Annotated in this window: 17 protein-coding genes; 11 read left to right on the top strand and 6 right to left on the bottom strand. The window is 34.0% G+C overall.

The genetic code is table 11. The features are described 5' to 3' along the window. Positions 1 to 585, top strand: a complete 585-nt coding sequence (locus DB895_RS14440) for a DNA polymerase III subunit gamma/tau (protein ID WP_243694631.1) — start codon at positions 1 to 3, stop codon at positions 583 to 585. 8 nt (positions 586 to 593) lie between these two features. Here DB895_RS14440 and DB895_RS05325 read toward each other — a convergent pair whose 3' ends face one another. After that, positions 594 to 1,322 carry a biotin--[acetyl-CoA-carboxylase] ligase gene (locus tag DB895_RS05325; protein ID WP_116724333.1) on the bottom strand — a complete coding sequence of 243 codons (729 nt, stop codon included), beginning with the start codon at positions 1,320 to 1,322 and terminating at the stop codon, positions 594 to 596. A gap of 95 nt (positions 1,323 to 1,417) precedes the next feature. Between DB895_RS05325 and rsfS the strand changes: the two genes are divergently transcribed. The 8 genes from rsfS (at position 1,418) to DB895_RS05285 (ending at position 8,550) form a co-directional block, all read left to right on the top strand. After that, the gene (gene rsfS, locus DB895_RS05320) at positions 1,418 to 1,789 is read left to right on the top strand and encodes a ribosome silencing factor (protein ID WP_116724332.1); all 372 of its coding nucleotides are present in this window, start codon (positions 1,418 to 1,420) and stop codon (positions 1,787 to 1,789) included. 14 nt (positions 1,790 to 1,803) lie between these two features. Then, the gene (gene ftsH / locus DB895_RS05315) at positions 1,804 to 3,738 is read left to right on the top strand and encodes an ATP-dependent zinc metalloprotease FtsH (RefSeq protein ID WP_116724331.1); all 1,935 of its coding nucleotides are present in this window, start codon (positions 1,804 to 1,806) and stop codon (positions 3,736 to 3,738) included. Between the two features lie 111 nt (positions 3,739 to 3,849). Continuing rightward, complete coding sequence (locus DB895_RS05310) at positions 3,850 to 4,452, top strand: lactate utilization protein B/C (RefSeq protein ID WP_116724330.1); 603 nt, start codon at positions 3,850 to 3,852, stop codon at positions 4,450 to 4,452. A gap of 1 nt (position 4,453) precedes the next feature. Then, entirely contained in the window at positions 4,454 to 5,308 is an 855-nt protein-coding gene (locus DB895_RS05305) for a phosphatidate cytidylyltransferase (protein WP_116724329.1), read from the top strand. Then, the gene (locus DB895_RS05300; protein WP_116724328.1) at positions 5,298 to 5,951 is read left to right on the top strand and encodes a phosphatidylserine decarboxylase family protein; all 654 of its coding nucleotides are present in this window, start codon (positions 5,298 to 5,300) and stop codon (positions 5,949 to 5,951) included. The genes DB895_RS05305 and DB895_RS05300 overlap by 11 nt, the downstream gene beginning before the upstream one ends. Beyond that, positions 5,951 to 6,220, top strand: a complete 270-nt coding sequence (locus DB895_RS05295; RefSeq protein WP_116724327.1) for an acyl-CoA-binding protein — start codon at positions 5,951 to 5,953, stop codon at positions 6,218 to 6,220. The genes DB895_RS05300 and DB895_RS05295 overlap by 1 nt, the downstream gene beginning before the upstream one ends. Positions 6,221 to 6,516: 296 nt before the next feature. Continuing rightward, positions 6,517 to 7,692 carry an acetyl-CoA C-acyltransferase gene (locus DB895_RS05290; RefSeq protein ID WP_116724326.1) on the top strand — a complete coding sequence of 392 codons (1,176 nt, stop codon included), beginning with the start codon at positions 6,517 to 6,519 and terminating at the stop codon, positions 7,690 to 7,692. Positions 7,693 to 7,788: 96 nt separating this feature from the next. Further along, positions 7,789 to 8,550: a C40 family peptidase gene (locus DB895_RS05285; RefSeq protein ID WP_116724325.1), complete on the top strand. Its 762-nt coding sequence runs from the start codon at positions 7,789 to 7,791 to the stop codon at positions 8,548 to 8,550. A gap of 144 nt (positions 8,551 to 8,694) precedes the next feature. Here the strand turns inward: DB895_RS05285 and DB895_RS05280 are convergent, their stop codons facing one another. The 4 genes from DB895_RS05280 to DB895_RS05265 form a co-directional block, all read right to left on the bottom strand. Further along, positions 8,695 to 10,164: a lipopolysaccharide biosynthesis protein gene (locus DB895_RS05280; RefSeq protein ID WP_116724324.1), complete on the bottom strand. Its 1,470-nt coding sequence runs from the start codon at positions 10,162 to 10,164 to the stop codon at positions 8,695 to 8,697. A gap of 39 nt (positions 10,165 to 10,203) precedes the next feature. Then, positions 10,204 to 11,487 carry a glycosyltransferase family 4 protein gene (locus DB895_RS05275; RefSeq protein WP_166426936.1) on the bottom strand — a complete coding sequence of 428 codons (1,284 nt, stop codon included), beginning with the start codon at positions 11,485 to 11,487 and terminating at the stop codon, positions 10,204 to 10,206. A 28-nt stretch (positions 11,488 to 11,515) separates the two neighbouring features. Beyond that, complete coding sequence (locus DB895_RS05270; RefSeq protein ID WP_116724322.1) at positions 11,516 to 13,948, bottom strand: YfhO family protein; 2,433 nt, start codon at positions 13,946 to 13,948, stop codon at positions 11,516 to 11,518. A 66-nt stretch (positions 13,949 to 14,014) separates the two neighbouring features. Continuing rightward, positions 14,015 to 14,293 (bottom strand): DUF4834 family protein, encoded by a 279-nt coding sequence (locus DB895_RS05265; protein ID WP_116724456.1) that lies wholly within the window; start codon positions 14,291 to 14,293, stop codon positions 14,015 to 14,017. Positions 14,294 to 14,414: 121 nt separating this feature from the next. Here DB895_RS05265 and DB895_RS05260 point away from each other — a divergent pair, with 121 nt between their 5' ends. Next, on the top strand, positions 14,415 to 15,401 hold the full coding sequence (locus tag DB895_RS05260) for a transporter (protein WP_116724321.1): 987 nt from the start codon (positions 14,415 to 14,417) through the stop codon (positions 15,399 to 15,401). A gap of 1 nt (position 15,402) precedes the next feature. After that, a complete protein-coding gene (locus DB895_RS05255; RefSeq protein ID WP_116724320.1) occupies positions 15,403 to 16,521 on the top strand; it encodes a GTP cyclohydrolase in 1,119 nt (372 codons plus the stop codon). A gap of 89 nt (positions 16,522 to 16,610) precedes the next feature. Here the strand turns inward: DB895_RS05255 and DB895_RS05250 are convergent, their stop codons facing one another. Continuing rightward, positions 16,611 to 17,873 (bottom strand): aminotransferase class I/II-fold pyridoxal phosphate-dependent enzyme, encoded by a 1,263-nt coding sequence (locus DB895_RS05250; protein ID WP_116724319.1) that lies wholly within the window; start codon positions 17,871 to 17,873, stop codon positions 16,611 to 16,613. Between the last annotated feature and the right edge of the window lie 216 nt (positions 17,874 to 18,089).

The following is an 18,089-nucleotide window of genomic DNA, read 5'->3' as shown; positions in this document are numbered from 1 at the left end:
ATGGCAGTAACTTCACCTGAAATAGTTGATATTCCAGCCCTTGCCTTATTAAAAAACACTGTTGATTATGTTGCAGAGCAAGAAGTAGCTATAACTCCAATTGCACCAGTCTCCACTTCTACCGAAACAAAAGTTTCCGCTCTTTCGCTAGCCAGTATTCGTGCAAAAAGAGAATTACAAGAATCCAACAAAACTTTTGTGAAAGAAACGGTTCATTTACCTACCGAACCTTTTAATGAAACTGATATGCTATTGCATTGGAATAAATATGCTCAAAAACTGGGAGACAAAGGGTTTAAAATTATGGAATCGTTACTATCGATTAACGACCCAACTTTAAACGGAACAGCCATCACTCTTGAATTGCCAAATGAAGGTTCAAAGATTGATTTTGAAACCGAGATGAACGGACTGCTAGGACATTTAAAAGGCCATTTACACAATCATGACATCACTATAAAAGTGATTGTCAATGAAACATTGGTGATACGTAAATCTAATAATCCTACAGACGTTTACAACCGACTTTACGAAATAAATCCAAACATTGAACTTTTGAAAACCACTTTTGGCTTGGAATTTTAATTAAGCAATTAATACAACATTTCCATTTCCTTTATTTCAAATTCTGAAACCGTATCATCTTCCAAAAGAATTTGTAGTCTGCCAATGGGCGAAACTCCTTGAATAATTCCCATAAATTTTTGTTCGTTTTTATCTTGAAATGGCATTGGAATCCCCCTCTTAAAAAGCATGTCAGTATAATTTAACCACATTAAATCGGCTTGATTGTCCCATAATTGGACATTTTTTATTATTTTTTCTACAATCGAAGAAAGTAATTCTTCTTTTTCAAAATAGATGTTGCAAACAACTGCTAGAGAAGATGCTTTTGGTAAGTTTTCAAAATTAGTTTGATTGACATTTAGTCCTAAACCCACGACAGAAATAATGGTTCCATCACTTTTGATGCTGTTTTCTATCAAAATTCCACCTATTTTTTTTTGGTCTGACATAATGTCGTTGGGCCATTTGATACTTAATTTAGGAATATTCCATTCGTCTAAGGCCTGAATTACCGCCAGAGATACCACAATGTTAAGATTAAAAAGCGCACTAACATCCAAGAGAAAATCCTTAATTAAAATACTCATTATTAGATTTTTACCAATTTCAGAACTCCATACAGAACCCATCTGTCCCTTACCCTGCGTTTGATTTTCTGCGGTTACCACCGTATAATTTCCCACTGTTTGTGAGTTCAATAAACCCTTCAGGAATTTATTTGTAGAATCTATGGCATCGAGTTTGATAACTTTCATGGGAAATAATTTGTGAAACAGAATTTAATGTTATGTTAAGGTTCAAAAATAATCACAAAAAATGGTAACTTTGCAAACTTACACTAAAAAAATAAATGGCAAAAAAGGCAATAAATAATGATGTTTTACTAGCTAACATTATTAAGGGGATTGAAGAAGTAAAAGGAAATGATATTGATATTTTAGATTTACGCGAAATAGATAATGCATCTTGCGACTATTTCATCATCTGTAACGGGAATTCAAATACACAAGTTAACGCTATTGTTAACTCCGTTCAAAAAACAGTTTCAAAAGCAATCAAAGATAAACCATGGCATGTAGAAGGATCCGATAATGCGGAATGGGTTCTTATGGACTATGTAAATATTGTAGTACATGTTTTTCAGAAACACATTCGTGAGTACTATAACATCGAAAGTCTTTGGGGTGATGCTAAAATCACAACTATTGAAAATAAATACTAAAGAAATACAAAATAATGGCCAACGATAATAAACCGAATTCAAATAAATTAAAAGTGAGTCCATGGGTTATCTATGGAGCAATAATTCTTATTTTCATTTTCATCAGTGTTTTTACTGGTGGCTCCAATTTTCAGGAAGCGGCAAATATAGAAACTTCTAAATTTAATATCTTTTTAGAAAAAGGGGACGTACAAAAAGTTATTGTTTACAACAGTAAAGAAGCAGAAGTCTATTTGACAGCCGCTGCCCTAAAAGAACCCTACCACAAAGCGGTTGCTAAAGATTTATTGAATCGCCCTAACACTAAAGGGCCTCATTATATTTTTAAAGTAGGTAGCGTCGATGTTTTTCAAAAGAAACTGGAAACTGCAGTTGCTGAGGGAAAATTAAAGGATTACAATTTTTCGGAAAAAAACAATTGGACGGATATTCTAATCAGCCTTTTGCCAATATTAATCATTGTGGGGATTTGGATTTTCATCATGAGAAGAATGGGTGGCGGTGCTGGAGGTGGCGGAGGCGGTCAGATCTTTAATATCGGGAAATCAAAAGCCAAACTTTTTGATGAAAAAACAGATATTAAAACTACTTTTAAAGATGTTGCCGGATTGGAAGGCGCAAAAGAGGAAATACAAGAAATTGTAGAATTCTTGAAAAATCCCGAAAAATATACCAACTTAGGAGGTAAAATCCCAAAAGGAGCTCTATTAGTAGGCCCTCCTGGAACTGGAAAAACTTTATTAGCTAAAGCTGTTGCTGGTGAAGCACAAGTTCCATTTTTTTCCTTATCTGGATCAGATTTTGTGGAAATGTTTGTAGGTGTTGGTGCTTCTCGTGTGAGAGATTTATTCAAACAGGCTAAAGAAAAATCTCCTGCTATTATCTTTATTGATGAGATTGATGCTGTAGGTAGAGCGAGAGGAAAAAGCAACATGTCTGGCGGAAATGATGAACGTGAAAATACGTTGAATCAATTGCTAACAGAAATGGATGGCTTCGGAACCAATTCAAATGTAATTGTCCTTGCCGCAACCAACCGTGCCGACGTTTTAGACAAAGCCTTGATGCGTGCCGGCCGTTTTGACAGACAAATTTTTGTTGACTTACCGGATATTCGTGAACGAAAAGAAATTTTTGAAGTGCATTTAGCTCCTTTAAAAAAAGTGGAAGGATTGGATACCGATTTTTTAGCCAAACAAACACCCGGTTTTTCAGGTGCTGACATAGCTAATGTTTGTAATGAAGCTGCGTTAATTGCCGCCAGACACAATAAAACAGCCGTGGATAAACAAGATTTCCTTGATGCAGTTGACCGAATTGTAGGGGGATTAGAAAAGAAAAATAAAATCGTAACACCAGACGAAAAGAAAGCAATCGCGATTCATGAGGCAGGACACGCCACAGTAAGTTGGATGTTGGAACATGCCGCACCTTTAGTAAAAGTTACTATTGTGCCTAGAGGACAAAGTCTTGGTGCTGCATGGTATTTGCCTGAAGAACGACTCATTGTTCGTCCTGACCAAATGTTGGACGAAATGTGTGCCACCATGGGAGGAAGAGCTGCAGAGAAAGTAACTTTCAATCGAATTTCTACCGGTGCTTTGAGTGACTTAGAAAAAGTGACCAAACAAGCCCGTGCTATGGTTACCATTTATGGCTTAAATGAAAAAATAGGAAATGTTACCTATTATGATTCTACAGGACAAAGCGAATACAGTTTTTCTAAACCGTATTCAGAAAATACTGCAATGGTTATTGACAAAGAAATTTCGTCATTAATAGAAAGCCAATATGAAAGAGCAATTCAAATTCTAGAAGAAAATAAAGACAAGTTAAATCAACTGGCCAATATTCTGATAGAAAAAGAAGTAATTTTTAAGGATGACTTGGAAGCTATTTTTGGCAAACGTAAATTTGACTCTAATTTGCAAGAGGAAACTTCACTTTAAATACAAAAATAACAATTTTATAAAAATCTTAATTCAAAAAATGCTTTTGAATTAAGATTTTTTTACCTTTGGATGTTTTCAAAAAACATTTTAATCGATTGAATATACATTATGAGTCTTTTTAGGAAATTTTTTGGTTCTGGTAACGAATCCTCTGAAGAGGAAAAGGAAAGTGATTTAAATAGTGTACAAGCGAATCATTCTGCGCCAGCCGATGAAAAATTCACTTTTAATTTTAAAAGAAATGGTGGTAAATTTCTTTATTGTGAAAATTTGAATGAAGTAAAAGATCATTTTGAACATATATTAGAAGAAAATGATTGGTTTGAGAGCGAAGTTTTATGCTATGAACCAAAGTTGTTTAGCATGCTGGATGAAAACAAGCTTTCTTATAATGATCCTAAAAACCCCAAATTTCTACTGGCAAGTTGCGAAAATCTAATTGCAGATGAAGGTTCGATTTTGTTTTCATCAAATCAAATCAAACAAAATAAGCCTAATGAAATGCCTGTTAACATTGTTGTCTTAGCGACAACAAGCCAAATAATAGAAAGTAAAAGTGATGGACTTCGAAAAATTAAAATGAAGTACAATAAAGATTATCCTACCAACATAACCACTATAAAATATTTTGAAAAAGCGAAAGAAGAAGACTTTTTACAGTACGGAAGCGTCGCAAAAAATCTTTACTTATTGCTTCTAGAAGATCTTTAAAATGAATGAAACCATCAAGAGATCTTTGTCTGGGGCTATTTATGTGGTCTTATTACTAGCTTCAATCCTATTTTCTACTGAGAGTTTTTTTATTCTTTTTGGAATATTTCTCCTTATTGCAGTTTATGAATTTTGTCAATTACTGAATATTAATAAAATTATTCCACTTATTTTTTCAGGGATACTCTATTTTTTATTTTATAGAATAACTGTATCAAAAAGTGAAATTGATGGTTTTTTTTACCTCTTGCATATTAATAAAACGTTTGATTTAACTATTCTTTTTTTTACTCTATTTGTTTCAACAAAATGCATCACATTTTTATATGATGATAAAAACACAAAAATTGATTCCTTTTCTAAATATGTTTACCTGATTGGCTATATTATTCTGCCTTTTATCATTATGACAAAAATCCCGTTTGGAAAATTTGGTTATAATCCGAAAATTTTTATCGGGATATTTATCTTAATTTGGACAAATGACTCTTTTGCCTATATCGTTGGAAAATCAATTGGCAAACACAAATTATTTGAGCGCATATCTCCTAAAAAAACAATTGAGGGATTTATTGGTGGGATGTTTTTTGCTTTCATTGCGAGTTATTTAATTTCAAAATATTACATTCAGGGTTCAGATATAAATCTATATATTTGGCTGGGTTTTGCATTCATTATTTCTGTTTTTGGCACCATTGGAGATTTAATTGAATCCAAATTCAAACGAGTGGCTGGCGTAAAAGACAGCGGAAAAATAATGCCGGGACACGGTGGGGTTTTAGATCGACTAGATAGTGTTATATTTGTGGCACCATTTGTATTTTTATTTTATCAAATTTTATATTATGTTTCATAAAGAAGGCGGAAAAATTATTTTAATTGCAACTACACTAACTGTTGCATTTTTACTATTAGCAAATCAATTTATTTCTATATTTTGGCTTCAAAAAGCGGTTGAAATTTTAGTTTTATCATTTTTAATACTGATTTTACAGTTTTTTAGAAATCCTAAAAGAGACGTTATCATCAATGACAATCATATTATTGCTCCAGTTGATGGAAAAGTAGTGGTGATTGAAGAAGTTTTTGAAAGTGAATATTTTAAAGACAAGCGTTTGCAAGTTTCCATTTTCATGTCGCCAATAAATGTGCATGTAACTCGTTATCCAGTAAATGGAAAAGTAAAATTCAGTAAATACCATCCCGGAAAGTATCTGGTAGCATGGCATCCAAAAGCCAGTACCGAAAATGAAAGAACCACTGTTGTTATAGAAAACCGGATTTTTGGTGAAATTTTATACCGACAAATTGCAGGTGCCTTAGCCAGACGGATTGTAAATTATGCCGAAGAAGAAATGCAGGTCGTTCAAGGTACAGATGCTGGTTTCATAAAATTTGGTTCAAGAGTAGATTTATTTTTACCTTTGGGTACAAAAATCAATGTAAAACTTAACGATAAAGCAATTGGTGGTAAAACCATTATTGCCGTTAAATCCTAATGAAAAAAAAAGATTTAAATATCCGTTTTGAAGAAGCTGTCGCAATTGCTGACGAAATGACTCAAGCGTCTTTGCCGCAAGATGTCCAATTGCGATTGTATGCCTTTTATAAGCAGTCCACTTACGGAACATTAGAACCTAAACAAACTTCGAATTATCATATAAGAGATGCGTTCAAGACAAATGCATGGATGCAAATTAGCCACTTAACTTCCGATGAAGCCAAAGAATCATATATAGAAATTATCAATACATTGGTCAAAAAATAGTATCTTTATAAGATAGTTTTGGATTCTTTTTATATATTCTAAACATCATTTTTAGTATAGTAAAGTGTTTTTTAATTAGCTATACTAAAAACGGCAATTATAAAAAATGTACAATTCATAAAGTAATATTAGGATGCGTAAATGTTCCTAAAAATGTCATTTTATCTCAAAACACAGAAAAAACACAGAAAAAAAACATATAAAATCGCTACAAACAAATACCAATAAACCTGCTTGTCGGTAGACAGGTAAAAGGAAATACCATATATGACCACTGACAAATAAATTATTTATATATGAAAAAAATTGTTATCGTTTCCGCTGTTAGAACTCCAATTGGCAGTTTCATGGGAGCACTATCTTCCGTTACTGCTCCACAATTAGGAGCTGTTGCCATTAGAGGTGCTTTAGCAAAAATAAATTTGGAAGCTAATTTAGTCGATGAAGTTTTCATGGGAAATGTAGTTCAAGCTGGAGTTGGTCAAGCACCTGCTAGACAAGCGGCACTATTGGCTGGCTTACCAAACAGCGTTATTGCAACAACAATTAATAAAGTTTGTGCCTCCGGTATGAAAGCAGTAATGCATGGTGCACAGGCAATTATGGCAGGAGATGCTGAAATTGTAGTAGCTGGAGGAATGGAAAACATGAGTTTGATTCCTCATTATCTTCATTTAAGGAATGGGTATAAATTTGGACCAGCTTCAATGATGGATGGCATGCAAAAAGACGGTTTGTCTGACGCTTATGATAATAGTGCCATGGGCGTTTCTGCGGACTTATGTGCTGTAGAATACACAATTTCAAGAGAGGCACAAGATGCTTTTGCGATTCAATCCTATGAGCGTTCGGCAAAAGCTTGGGAAAACGGAAAATTTGACAATGAAATAGTTCCCGTTTCTGTTCCTCAAAGACGAGGCGAGCCTATTCTAGTTACTAAAGACGAAGAATTCACGAATGTGAAATTAGATAAAATCCCTTCATTAAGTCCTGCTTTTACCAAAGATGGTACAGTTACTGCCGCCAATGCGTCCACAATAAATGACGGTGCTGCTGCGGTGGTTTTGATGAGTGAAGAAAAAGCTATGGCATTAGGATTAAAACCTTTGGCTTACATAAAAAGTTATGCCGATGCGGCTCAAGAACCAAAATGGTTTACCACTACTCCATCTAAAGCTTTACCAAAAGCCTTAGCAAAAGTTGGGCTATCTGTTAAAGACGTTGATTACTTTGAATTTAATGAAGCTTTTGCCGTTGTTGGTTTGGCCAATGCTAAAATTTTAGATCTAGACAATGCTAAAATCAATGTAAATGGAGGAGCTGTTTCATTAGGTCACCCCCTAGGATGTTCGGGCGTTAGAATCATTGTAACTCTAATCAATGTTTTAGAACAAAACAATGCAAGAATTGGAGCTGCAGCCATTTGTAATGGAGGAGGTGGCGCTTCTGCAATTGTTTTAGAAAGAACCTAATTTATTTTATAAATGATGAATTTTGAATTATAAATGATTTTTTATATCATTGTATTTAATTCAAAGTTCATCATTCAAAATTAAAAAAAAACCTAAATGTTTGGGATTTGTAATTTATCCATTATTCCTTTACGTATTGAACCTAACGATAGAAGCGAAATTGTCTCGCAAGTATTATTTGGGGAACATTTTGAGATTTTAGAACAGACAAAAAATTGGGCTAAAATTAAACTAAAGTATGATGATTATGAAGGTTGGATTGATGTAAAGCAGTACCAAACTATTTCAGAAACCAGTTTTTTACAATTGTCGAAAGATACAATTGTGTTGAATTCGGATTTGATAGAATACATCATGGGGCCTAAAAATTTACTGCTGCCTATTCCGCTTGGTTCCTCACTTTCATTTTTAAATCATCGTGACATAAACGTCAATAATTTTGATTTTGAAGGCATGAAAATCAGTGGCATGAAACCCAAATCAAATATAATTAATACAGCTTTCCTGTATTTGAATGCTCCTTATCTTTGGGGAGGAAAAACACCATTTGGTATTGATTGTTCCGGTTTTACACAAATGGTTTACAAATTGAACGGCTACCGTTTGTTACGGGATGCATCACAACAGGCCACGCAAGGTGAAGCGTTGAGTTTTATTGAAGAAAGCGAGCCCGGTGATTTAGCATTTTTTGATAATGAAGAAGGCAAAATTATTCATGTGGGAATCATCATGGAAGACAATTATATTATTCATGCCAGCGGAAAAGTGAGAATTGACAGACTGGATCATCTTGGAATTTATAATCCAGAAGCCAATAAGCACACACATAAATTAAGGGTTATAAAAAAAATAATATAAAAAACCGTCAAGTTTAATAACAATACGGTTTTATAATTAATTTTGTATAGCTTACACGAGCTATTACTTCGACAGTTCGCTACGCTCATATTCTGCCTATATGTTTCAATCTTTTCTTAAAAAAGAAAAGAATTTCCGCTTTTATCAAGGCAAACGTTTTAACTTACCCAATAGTTTATCAATCACTTGATTAATTTCAACAGAAATAACCCATTTATAGTTAACAAATACATAAACAAGAGCAATCAATACCGATTTCAAACTAATATTTAATATCGGGTGAAAAGGAAAATCCCAAAAATAAAAGAGTAGAAAAATAAGACCAATAATTCCGAAAGATTTCAACGTATTTAACGTAAACGGATACAAATTCATTTTCTTAACCACAAATACTAATTTAATGGTATTATAAACTATAACCGAAATTAACGTAGCCCAAGCTGAACCAATAATTCCGTAGGGTGGTATTAAAATCATATTCAGCCCAATCATCATAAAAACCAATAGCAACCCAAAAAACAATACGGATTTGTAATATTTTGTGTTTAAAATAATCGCATTGTTGTTTCCCAAAATTACGTCGTAAAATTTGGTCAACCCAATGATAAAGACAACAGCAGTTCCTCCGGCATATTCTCCGGGGATTAATTTATAGAGCTCCTTGATATTCAAAAAAATACCCAATAGCACCAATCCTCCAAAGACTTGTAAATTTATAGCGCTTTTTTTGTACAACTCATTAAGTTCTTCATGCTTGTTTTCATTCATCAAACGAGCCGTAATGGGGTAAATAATTTGAAGCATTGCGCGACTGGGAACGGCAATCACTGTTGCTATAAAAATGGCTACAGAATACAGTGCATTATCACTGATATTTCGGTATGAAGGAATCATCACTTTGTCAAAATCCATCAACAAAACTGCCACGCTTCCTGATAAAATAATAAAAAAGGAATATCCAAAAATCTCCTTTACATTATGTGGTAACTTGAAAGTTAAAACTGGCATTTTTACATACATCGCATAGCCTTTCATTGCCAACAATTGGAGCAAATAGGCTCCGAGAAGCGTATAAATAAATTCGTCTTTGGTAATCCAGTTCCAATACACGGCAAACAACAAAAACAGAATGACAACTCGCACCAAAACTTCGCTGATAAAATTTCCTATAACCGATTGCATGTGCACTTTTACCCAGGCATAATAGACCTCAAAATACCCCATACAAATTCCGATTATGGGAATTAGCCAAAGAAACGGTTTTATTTCAGGGTTTTTCTGTAGAATAAAAAAAGCGATTTGGTCGTAAAAAAAATAGGTAATTGTTGTTATTGGAACAATCAAAAACAATGGCATAAATAGCATGAAACTCAAAAACTTCTCCTTCTCTGCTTCGGTTGGGTATTTAGAATAAAAACGAATTAGAGTACTTTGCACCCCAAAAGCCATCAAAGGCATCATGATATTTGATGCCGAAAGCAAGAAAGCTACCATGCCATAATGCGTTTTTCCTAAAAAATTAGTGTATAAAAAAAGGGCGTTGATTGCCCCTATCCCAAAACCAAAATAGGTAATAACGGTATTTTTTATAGATTGATTTAAAACTATTCCCATTTTTCTTGTAATTGCGAGGCATGAAGCAATCTGATAAAATTATTTAATCAATTTCGACAATTTTTCGGTTAGATTTCTTCTGGAATACTGCTGAAGCCCTATTGCATTCGATTGTAATTTACCTTCTATATACTTGCTGTAATAATCTAAAATCACCCCCTTTAGTTCGTCTTTCTCTGCATAATCAAAGAAAACGCCCGTATTCGTTTCCCTAATTATTTCAGCAAAGCCTGACCCATGTGGTCCAATAGCAATGATTGGTCTTTCGGAAACCATATATTCAAATAATTTTCCTGGAATTATACTTATTGTGTCAACCGAATTTATTTCAATTAACAATAAAACCTGTGATTTCCTTTGGTGCATAACAGCTTCGTTATGGGAAACATAGCCAACTAAATTAAGGTACCCCCCTAAATTATAGCTCCGTATCGTTTCCAAAACGTCTCGGCTTACCGTTCCAATTAATTTAAGTTCAAAATGTGTTGCAAAACCAGGAATTTCTTTTACGAGTTCGGCCAAACTTTGCCAAAGAATTGTTGGATTTCTTTCCGACAATAAGGAACCAATATGTGCTAATGTAAATTTTTCGTCTAATGGTTGTTTTATATTTTTTTCAATATCATACCCATTCGTTATTACTTTAATTGGCTTATTAGTAATCGCCTGAAATTCCGTTTTCGTTTTTTTGCTTGTCACAACGATTGTGTCAGCAAAATTTAATACTTTTTTTTCCAATATTTTATGTTTCCTTTTTGAATTATCAGACAATTTTAGCGCTTTATGATACCCAATGGTTGTCCAAGGATCTCGAAAATCCGCAATCCAATGAAGATCTAATTTACGCTTGAGTTTTAAACCAATTAAATGCAAACTATGTGGAGGACCTGTCGTAATTATAGTCTCAATATTATTGTCTTTGATATATTTTTCCAGGTATTTTACAGAAGGATTTACCCATAATACCCTTGCGTCTGGAATGAATAAATTACCTCTAACCCACAATAACATTTTTTCTATTTGTGTCTGTTTCCTTATATTTGGAATAATTCCGGCACTTATCTTTTTTGTTTTATTTTTCGAAAAAATTGAAGCTAAAGCATAGGGCTCAAAAATCTTCTTTTTTATAATAATTGCTTTGTCCGAAATTTCATTTACTAATTCCTCGTCAATGATTGGATACGTTGGGTTTTCTGGAATATAAACAACAGGCTGGATACCAAAATCAGGCAAATATTTCACGAACTTCAACCAACGCTGTACTCCTGGGCCACCAGCCGGAGGAAAATAATAGGTAATGATTAGGACTTTTTTCATTGGCAAATATTATGTTATTCATGAAAAGAACAAATTAATGCTTTTTAATGTCGTACCATTTTTTCTTTCTTTCAAAATACAGTCCGCAAACAATCAAAAACAACATTCCAATGGAGCTGTATAGGGCAATGGTGCTTCCCGTTTTTACCACTTCGGGTTCAAATTTGAATTCAATTACATGTTTTCCTGCAGGAATATTTAAAGCCCTCAAAGCATAATTAGCTCTAAAATGTGGCACTTTTTTTCCGTCAATAAAAGCATTCCAACCGTTCTTATAATACATTTCCGAAAACAAAGCCAATCCTTTTTGAGGATTATTTGACCTGTATTTTAAATAATTCGGTTTGTATTTTTGTAAGACAATTGTAGCCAAACTGTCCTTAACAAAAGATTTTTCAGCGATAAATTCTCCGAATTCTTTCTGGTTAATAACCGCTGAATTTTTGGGATCCAAATGATCTAAAGCCTTCATCTCTTCATCTGCCGTTTGAACAAATTTCACTTGGCTCACAAACCAAGCATTTCCATTGTTTTCAGGATTTTGAATCGGGAATTCTTTCCCTTCCTTATCCGTTTGAATGATGTATTTCACGTTTAACATATCCAAAACGGCCATATTGTTTTTAGCAATTTGATAATCAAACAATTGCTGCATCCTTCTGGGTTTTGCGGCATGATACCCCCCAATCGATTTGTGAAAATAAGAGGCTCGCGAACTGGATAAATTTCCGCTCACTTCAAAAACCCTATAATTTGTGGTGTCCTGCAATATTTTAGCATCGGATGGAGTCTCATGAAAAGGAACATCTACCTCGCTTGCATTTAAGAAATCCTTACCACTGACATAATTTTTGTCGATGAAAAACAAATCAAAAACCATTAAGAATCCTACCAAAATAATGGCTGTATTTTGAGCCAATTTATTTTTGATAAACAGCCATAAAATCCCGGCTGAAACCAAAATAAAAAATCCGGATCGCAACAAATCAGCAGAATACAAACTCCTTCTATCCGCTTTAAGCGCGTCTACAAAATCAGGTCCGTAACTTTCCATGAAATAACTGTCACTGGAACCTGAAAAGCTGAAAGATCCTTTAATCAAGAATAGGAATACTATTATACCTAATCCTACTGCCCCCGATTGCCATAATGCTTTCCACTGTGTTTCTTTGTCCGATTTAAAGAAAGAATGCAAGCCCATTATGGCCAAAACCGGAACACACAATTCCAATAAAACCTGAATTGAAGAAACAGCCCTGAACTTATTGTACATCGGCATAAAATCAATGAGGAAATCGGTAAGAATCGGAAAGTTTTTACCCCAAGAAAGCAGTAACGAAACAATTGCTCCAGCTAAAAAAGCATATTTAATTTTTCTCTTGTCTATAAATAAGGCCAAAATTACCAAAAAGAAAACTACGGCTCCAATGTAAGCTGGTGCAGCCACAATAGGCTGATCGCCCCAATAAGTTGGCATTCCTGAAACGAAATTTTTTGCCTGATCCTCAGGAACACTCTGACTCACCATGAATTCATACATTTTGCTTTCGGTTCCAATATTTTCGTTATTGGAACCTCCAAAAAGTCTAGGTGTCAACAAATTGAAACTTTCGGCAATTCCGTAACTATATTCAGTGATATAATCGCGACTTAAGGCATTGTCATTTACTTTTTTTGAACCGTCGGGATTGAATGTCAATTCGCTTTTCCCCCTGGTGCTGAAATCTGCATACTCCTTAGTGGCCAGCAAATTGGTTGCATTGACTCCAATGGCTAAAATTCCAGCAATGCCAAAAATACCAAAGGCGAATAAAAGGTTTTTATAGTCTTTTTGTTTAATGAATTTGTAACTGAAATAACAAGAAAATATCAAAATCAAAATCAACAAATAATAGGTCATTTGAAAGTGATTTGCATTAATTTCTAAGGAGGCGGCCACCATAGTAAGTATTCCTCCCAAAATAAATCGCTTTCTAAAAACTAATATCACACCCGCAATCACCAATGGCATATAGGCAATGGCATGTGCCTTAGCATTATGTCCAACGCCAAGTATTACAATCAAATAAGTGGATAGACCAAAGGCCAAAGCACCTAAGAAGGCTTTTAAAGGATCTATTTTTAAAACTAATAAAAGTCCATAAAAGCCTAAAAAGTATAGAAATAAATAGTCAGCCGGACGAGGCAAAAATCGAAGTATATGGTCTAATTTGCTGATATATTCATGCGGATAATTGGCTCCCAATTGGTAGGTTGGCATACCTCCAAATGCGGAATTAGTCCAATATGGTTCTGTATTTTCTACAGCTCGAAAATCGTTTTGTTCTTTTGCCATTCCGGTATATTGTACAATATCGGACTGGAAAATTTTTTTCCCTTGAAGAACAGGATAAAAATAAATGAGGGAAATTAAAACAAAGCCAACAAGGGCCAATACATGCGGATAAAACTTGTCAAGAATCTTCATTAAAATAGTTTAGAATTAAAAGTTTTAGGTTTTCAAAAATCCAACCCAATACATTTAACTGCAAACTTAATCAATTTCTTCATAATCTACATACTCCCCCACTTTTTTGGTCTCACGAGGTTTATTACTTTTACCAGTATCATAAATGATTTCGTCCTTATTTGAAGTATTTTGATTTTGTGAGGTATTTGATTGGTATTGTTGTTGGAAGTTTTGCCCCACTTTTTCTACCGCTTTCTTAATCACTATGGGAAGAAATAATTTTGCCAAAAATTTAAAGACATAATAAAAAACATAAATATAAAATAGCGTTTCTAAAAGTCCTGTAAAAGAAGCTGTTTGCATAAACATAAAATTTTTACAAATTTAATAAATCAAAACTTCAAAATTAAAAAAGCAATCTTAAATAAATAATAAAATATAGTACATTTGAAAAGCGATATAATTTCTAATGTAATAAACGAATATGCTTAAAATCAAATATTTAATCCTTTTTTCTTTCTTGTTTTTTTCAATAATAAGCTATGGACAGTTTACGGATGACATTAATTCGAATCGACCGGGAGAATCAATGTCTGCTTTTTCAGTGGGAAAAACTGTACTTCAGGCAGAATTAGGGATTTATGCTCTCAAAGAAAAACACGATTTGCTAGACAATGAAATAAGTGGATTTGGCAGTAATTTAGATCTTCGGTACGGTGCCTTTTTAGAACAATTAGAGTTGCATTTAAATCTGCAATATCAAAAAGCCAATTTTACTACACGCAATGTAGATAATTATTTTAGATTAAAAAAAACAATCATTGGAGCCAAATATCTTCTTTATGATCCCATGAAAAATTATGAAAAAAAAATAAATGTGTACAGCTGGAAATCGAATCATAAATTTAATTACCGACAGTTTATCCCTGCTATCGGAATTTATGCCGGTGTAAATATCAACCTTTCCAATGATATTCTTTCACGTCCTGGAATTCCGGCAGATCCAAAAATAAGTCCCAAATTTATGATATTGACACAAAATCAATTTGGTAATGTGGTTTTAATAAGCAATATCATTTTGGATAAATTTTCGTCCAACAAACAATCTATTGATTACGTTGTTACTATAACCAGAGGAATTACTTCTAGATGGTCTGGATTAATAGAGATTCAGGGATTTAATGGGGATTATTACTCCGATGCTTTTCTTAGAGGAGGTGCTGCATTTTTAGTTCAAGAAAATCTCCAAATCGATGCTTCTATTGGAAAAAACTATAAAAATACCCCTTCTATTTTGAACGGCGGAATTGGAGTTTCTTGGCGTTTTGACAATAATTATAACGAAATGCTGCTTCGAGTTCACAAAGAGAAAAAAGATGAAAAGGGTAAAGATAAAAAAGGAAAAAAAGATAAGAAAAAAGACAAAGCCAAAAAAAGATTAGACGAAGTGGGAGGCGAAAAAATAAAATAAGATGATTACCATAAAAGAGGCAAAAACCAAAAGCGATTTACTGAATTTTATAAAATTCCCTTTCGCATTATATAAAAACAACAAGTATTGGGTTCCCCCCATAATTGCTGACGAATTAGAAACTTTTGATAAAACTAAAAATCCTGCTTTTGAAAATGCAGAAGCGTATTTTTTTATAGCTTATAAAAACGATACAATTGTAGGTCGCATTGCAGCAATAATAAACTGGAGCGAAGTCAACGAACAACAAAAAAGAAAAGTGCGCTTTGGCTGGTTTGATGTAATTGATGACATTGAAGTAACTAAAGCTTTATTGGAAAAAGTATATGAACTTGGTCGAAAAAACAATTTAGAACACGTTGAAGGCCCAATGGGGTTTTCTAATCTGGATAAGGTAGGCGTTCTAACTGAAGGTTTTGATGAAATCGGCACCATGATTACCTGGTATAATCTTCCTTATTATGCCAGCCATTTCGAGCAATTGGGTTACGTCAAGGAAAAAGAATACTTAGAAAGCAAATTTCCTTTTTCAAACGTAAAACCTGAAATTTTCGAAAAGGCAAATGAATTGGTCAAAAAACGATATCAACTTGAACCGCTCAATTTTAAAACTACAAAAGAAGTCATGCCGCACGTGGATAAAATGTTTGATTTGTTTAACGAATCCTATGCTTCTTTGTCTTCTTTTGTGGCAATCACTGACGTTCAAAAAGAATATTTCAAGAAAAAATACATCAGTTTTATCAATCCGGAATTTATTAAATTCGTGGAAGATAAAGACCATAATATTGTTGCTTTTAGCATTGTTATGCCCTCTTTTTCGGAAGCGTTGCAAAAGGCAAAAGGAAAATTATTCCCTTTTGGATTCCTACATTTATTGAAAGCTAAAAAGCAAAGCAAGGACATGATTTTCTATCTGATTGGGGTACATCCAGAATACCAAAACAAAGCGGTAACAGCCATCATTTTTAATGAATATTACCATACTTTTAAGGAAAAGGGAGTCATAAATTGTTTCAGAACCCCCGAATTGGCAGATAACTTGGCGATTCATAACTTATGGAAACATTTTGACCCCGTGGTTCACAAACGAAGGTGTACCTATCGTAAAGAGTTGTAAAAAAAATATTGGGTTTTAGGATAGATTTTAGTAACTTTTATTACTTAACACCTATCCCATAACCCAACATCTATAACCTAAAAACCTTATTAAGCGTCTAAATCAACCTTAGTTCTGCTTGCAATTTCTTTATACGTTCCGTTTTCTAATTTCTCGCGAATCGCTTCAAAAGCATTTAGTGTTTCATCAATATCCGCTAAAGTATGGGATGCTGTAGGAGTCATTCTCAACAAGATAATTCCTTTTGGAATCACAGGATAAATAACTATCGACAAGAAAATTCCGTAATTTTCTCTCAAGTCATTTACCATAACCATGGCTTCCGGCACACTTCCTTCCAAATAAACAGGTGTCACACAAGTATTTGTATCTCCAATATTGAAATTTCTGGAACGCAATCCACCTTGTAAAGCGTTAACGATTACCCAAAGCTTATCTTTCAATGCTGATGAATTTCGTAACAATTCCAGTCGTTTCAACGAACCTATGGTTTGAATCATTGGTAATGCTTTAGCAAACATTTGCGAACGCAAATTGTATTTTAGGTAGTCAATAATCGCCGCATCAGCCGCCACAAAAGCACCAATATTTGCCATTGATTTTGCAAAAGTCGAAAAGTAAACATCAATATCGTCCTGAACGCCTTGCTCCTCGCCTGCTCCTGCTCCAGTTGCACCAAGAGTTCCAAAACCATGTGCGTCATCAACTAACAAACGGAAATTATATTTTTGCTTCATAGCAACAATTTCTTTCAACTTCCCTTGTTGTCCACGCATGCCAAAAACACCTTCGGTAATAAAAAGGATTCCTCCACCGTTTTCTTCAGCTAATTTGGTAGCGCGTTGCAGGTTTTTCTCCATGCTCTCAATATCGTTATGACGGTACGTAAAACGTTTTCCCATATGCAAACGAACCCCGTCAATAATACAGGCGTGTGCATCCACATCATATACAATCACATCATTTTTAGTCACCAACGCATCAATGATTGACACCATTCCTTGATACCCAAAATTCAATAAATAAGCCGATTCTTTCATCACAAAATCAGCCAATTCTTGCTCCAATTGTTCATGATATTTAGTATGTCCACTCAACATACGGGCTCCCATTGGGTAAGCCGCTCCATATTGTGCGGCTGCATCGGCATCTGCTTTACGAACTTCCGGGTGATTGGCAAGACCCAAATAGTCATTCAAACTCCAGTTTAAAACATCTTTTCCGGCAAACTGCATTCGCGGACCTAATTCTCCTTCTAATTTTGGAAATACAAAATAACCTTCTGCCTGTGAGGCCCATTTTCCTAGTGGTCCTTTATTGTTCTGAATTCTTTCGAATAAATCTTTTACCATAATATAGTGACGTATAATATATTTTTTAAGAGGGTGCAAAATTAATTATTTCTGATTTAATATAGTGTTGAAACCAAAAATATTTTCAGGACTTATCCTAAGAGCTATCAGGAGCTATTTCCTGCTATCCGCTATATCTTTTGTTTTTTAAAGAAAAAAACAAAAGGATGCCGCTACTATCAGGGCTATGACATTCCAATCAACAATAAACTTTGT

Origin of the sequence: Flavobacterium psychrotolerans, from assembly GCF_003097635.1 — a bacterium.
Taxonomy (GTDB): domain Bacteria; phylum Bacteroidota; class Bacteroidia; order Flavobacteriales; family Flavobacteriaceae; genus Flavobacterium; species Flavobacterium psychrotolerans.
The sequence above is the reverse complement of the archived record's forward strand: the minus strand, read 5'-3'. Positions and strand labels throughout refer to the sequence as shown.

Excerpts from the sequence above, each read along its gene's own strand:
- DB895_RS05305 (WP_116724329.1), top strand. The coding sequence starts at position 4,454 with ATGAATGAAACCATCAAGAGATCTTTGTCTGGGGCTATTTATGTGGTC.
- DB895_RS05270 (WP_116724322.1), bottom strand. The coding sequence starts at position 13,948 with ATGAAGATTCTTGACAAGTTTTATCCGCATGTATTGGCCCTTGTTGGC.
- DB895_RS05265 (WP_116724456.1), bottom strand. The coding sequence starts at position 14,293 with ATGCAAACAGCTTCTTTTACAGGACTTTTAGAAACGCTATTTTATATT.
- DB895_RS05285 (WP_116724325.1), top strand. The coding sequence starts at position 7,789 with ATGTTTGGGATTTGTAATTTATCCATTATTCCTTTACGTATTGAACCT.
- DB895_RS05300 (WP_116724328.1), top strand. The coding sequence starts at position 5,298 with ATGTTTCATAAAGAAGGCGGAAAAATTATTTTAATTGCAACTACACTA.
- DB895_RS05310 (WP_116724330.1), top strand. The coding sequence starts at position 3,850 with ATGAGTCTTTTTAGGAAATTTTTTGGTTCTGGTAACGAATCCTCTGAA.
- DB895_RS14440 (WP_243694631.1), top strand. The coding sequence starts at position 1 with ATGGCAGTAACTTCACCTGAAATAGTTGATATTCCAGCCCTTGCCTTA.
- DB895_RS05260 (WP_116724321.1), top strand. The coding sequence starts at position 14,415 with ATGCTTAAAATCAAATATTTAATCCTTTTTTCTTTCTTGTTTTTTTCA.
- rsfS (WP_116724332.1), top strand. The coding sequence starts at position 1,418 with ATGGCAAAAAAGGCAATAAATAATGATGTTTTACTAGCTAACATTATT.
- DB895_RS05250 (WP_116724319.1), bottom strand. The coding sequence starts at position 17,873 with ATGGTAAAAGATTTATTCGAAAGAATTCAGAACAATAAAGGACCACTA.
- ftsH (WP_116724331.1), top strand. The coding sequence starts at position 1,804 with ATGGCCAACGATAATAAACCGAATTCAAATAAATTAAAAGTGAGTCCA.
- DB895_RS05290 (WP_116724326.1), top strand. The coding sequence starts at position 6,517 with ATGAAAAAAATTGTTATCGTTTCCGCTGTTAGAACTCCAATTGGCAGT.
- DB895_RS05255 (WP_116724320.1), top strand. The coding sequence starts at position 15,403 with ATGATTACCATAAAAGAGGCAAAAACCAAAAGCGATTTACTGAATTTT.
- DB895_RS05325 (WP_116724333.1), bottom strand. The coding sequence starts at position 1,322 with ATGAAAGTTATCAAACTCGATGCCATAGATTCTACAAATAAATTCCTG.
- DB895_RS05295 (WP_116724327.1), top strand. The coding sequence starts at position 5,951 with ATGAAAAAAAAAGATTTAAATATCCGTTTTGAAGAAGCTGTCGCAATT.
- DB895_RS05280 (WP_116724324.1), bottom strand. The coding sequence starts at position 10,164 with ATGGGAATAGTTTTAAATCAATCTATAAAAAATACCGTTATTACCTAT.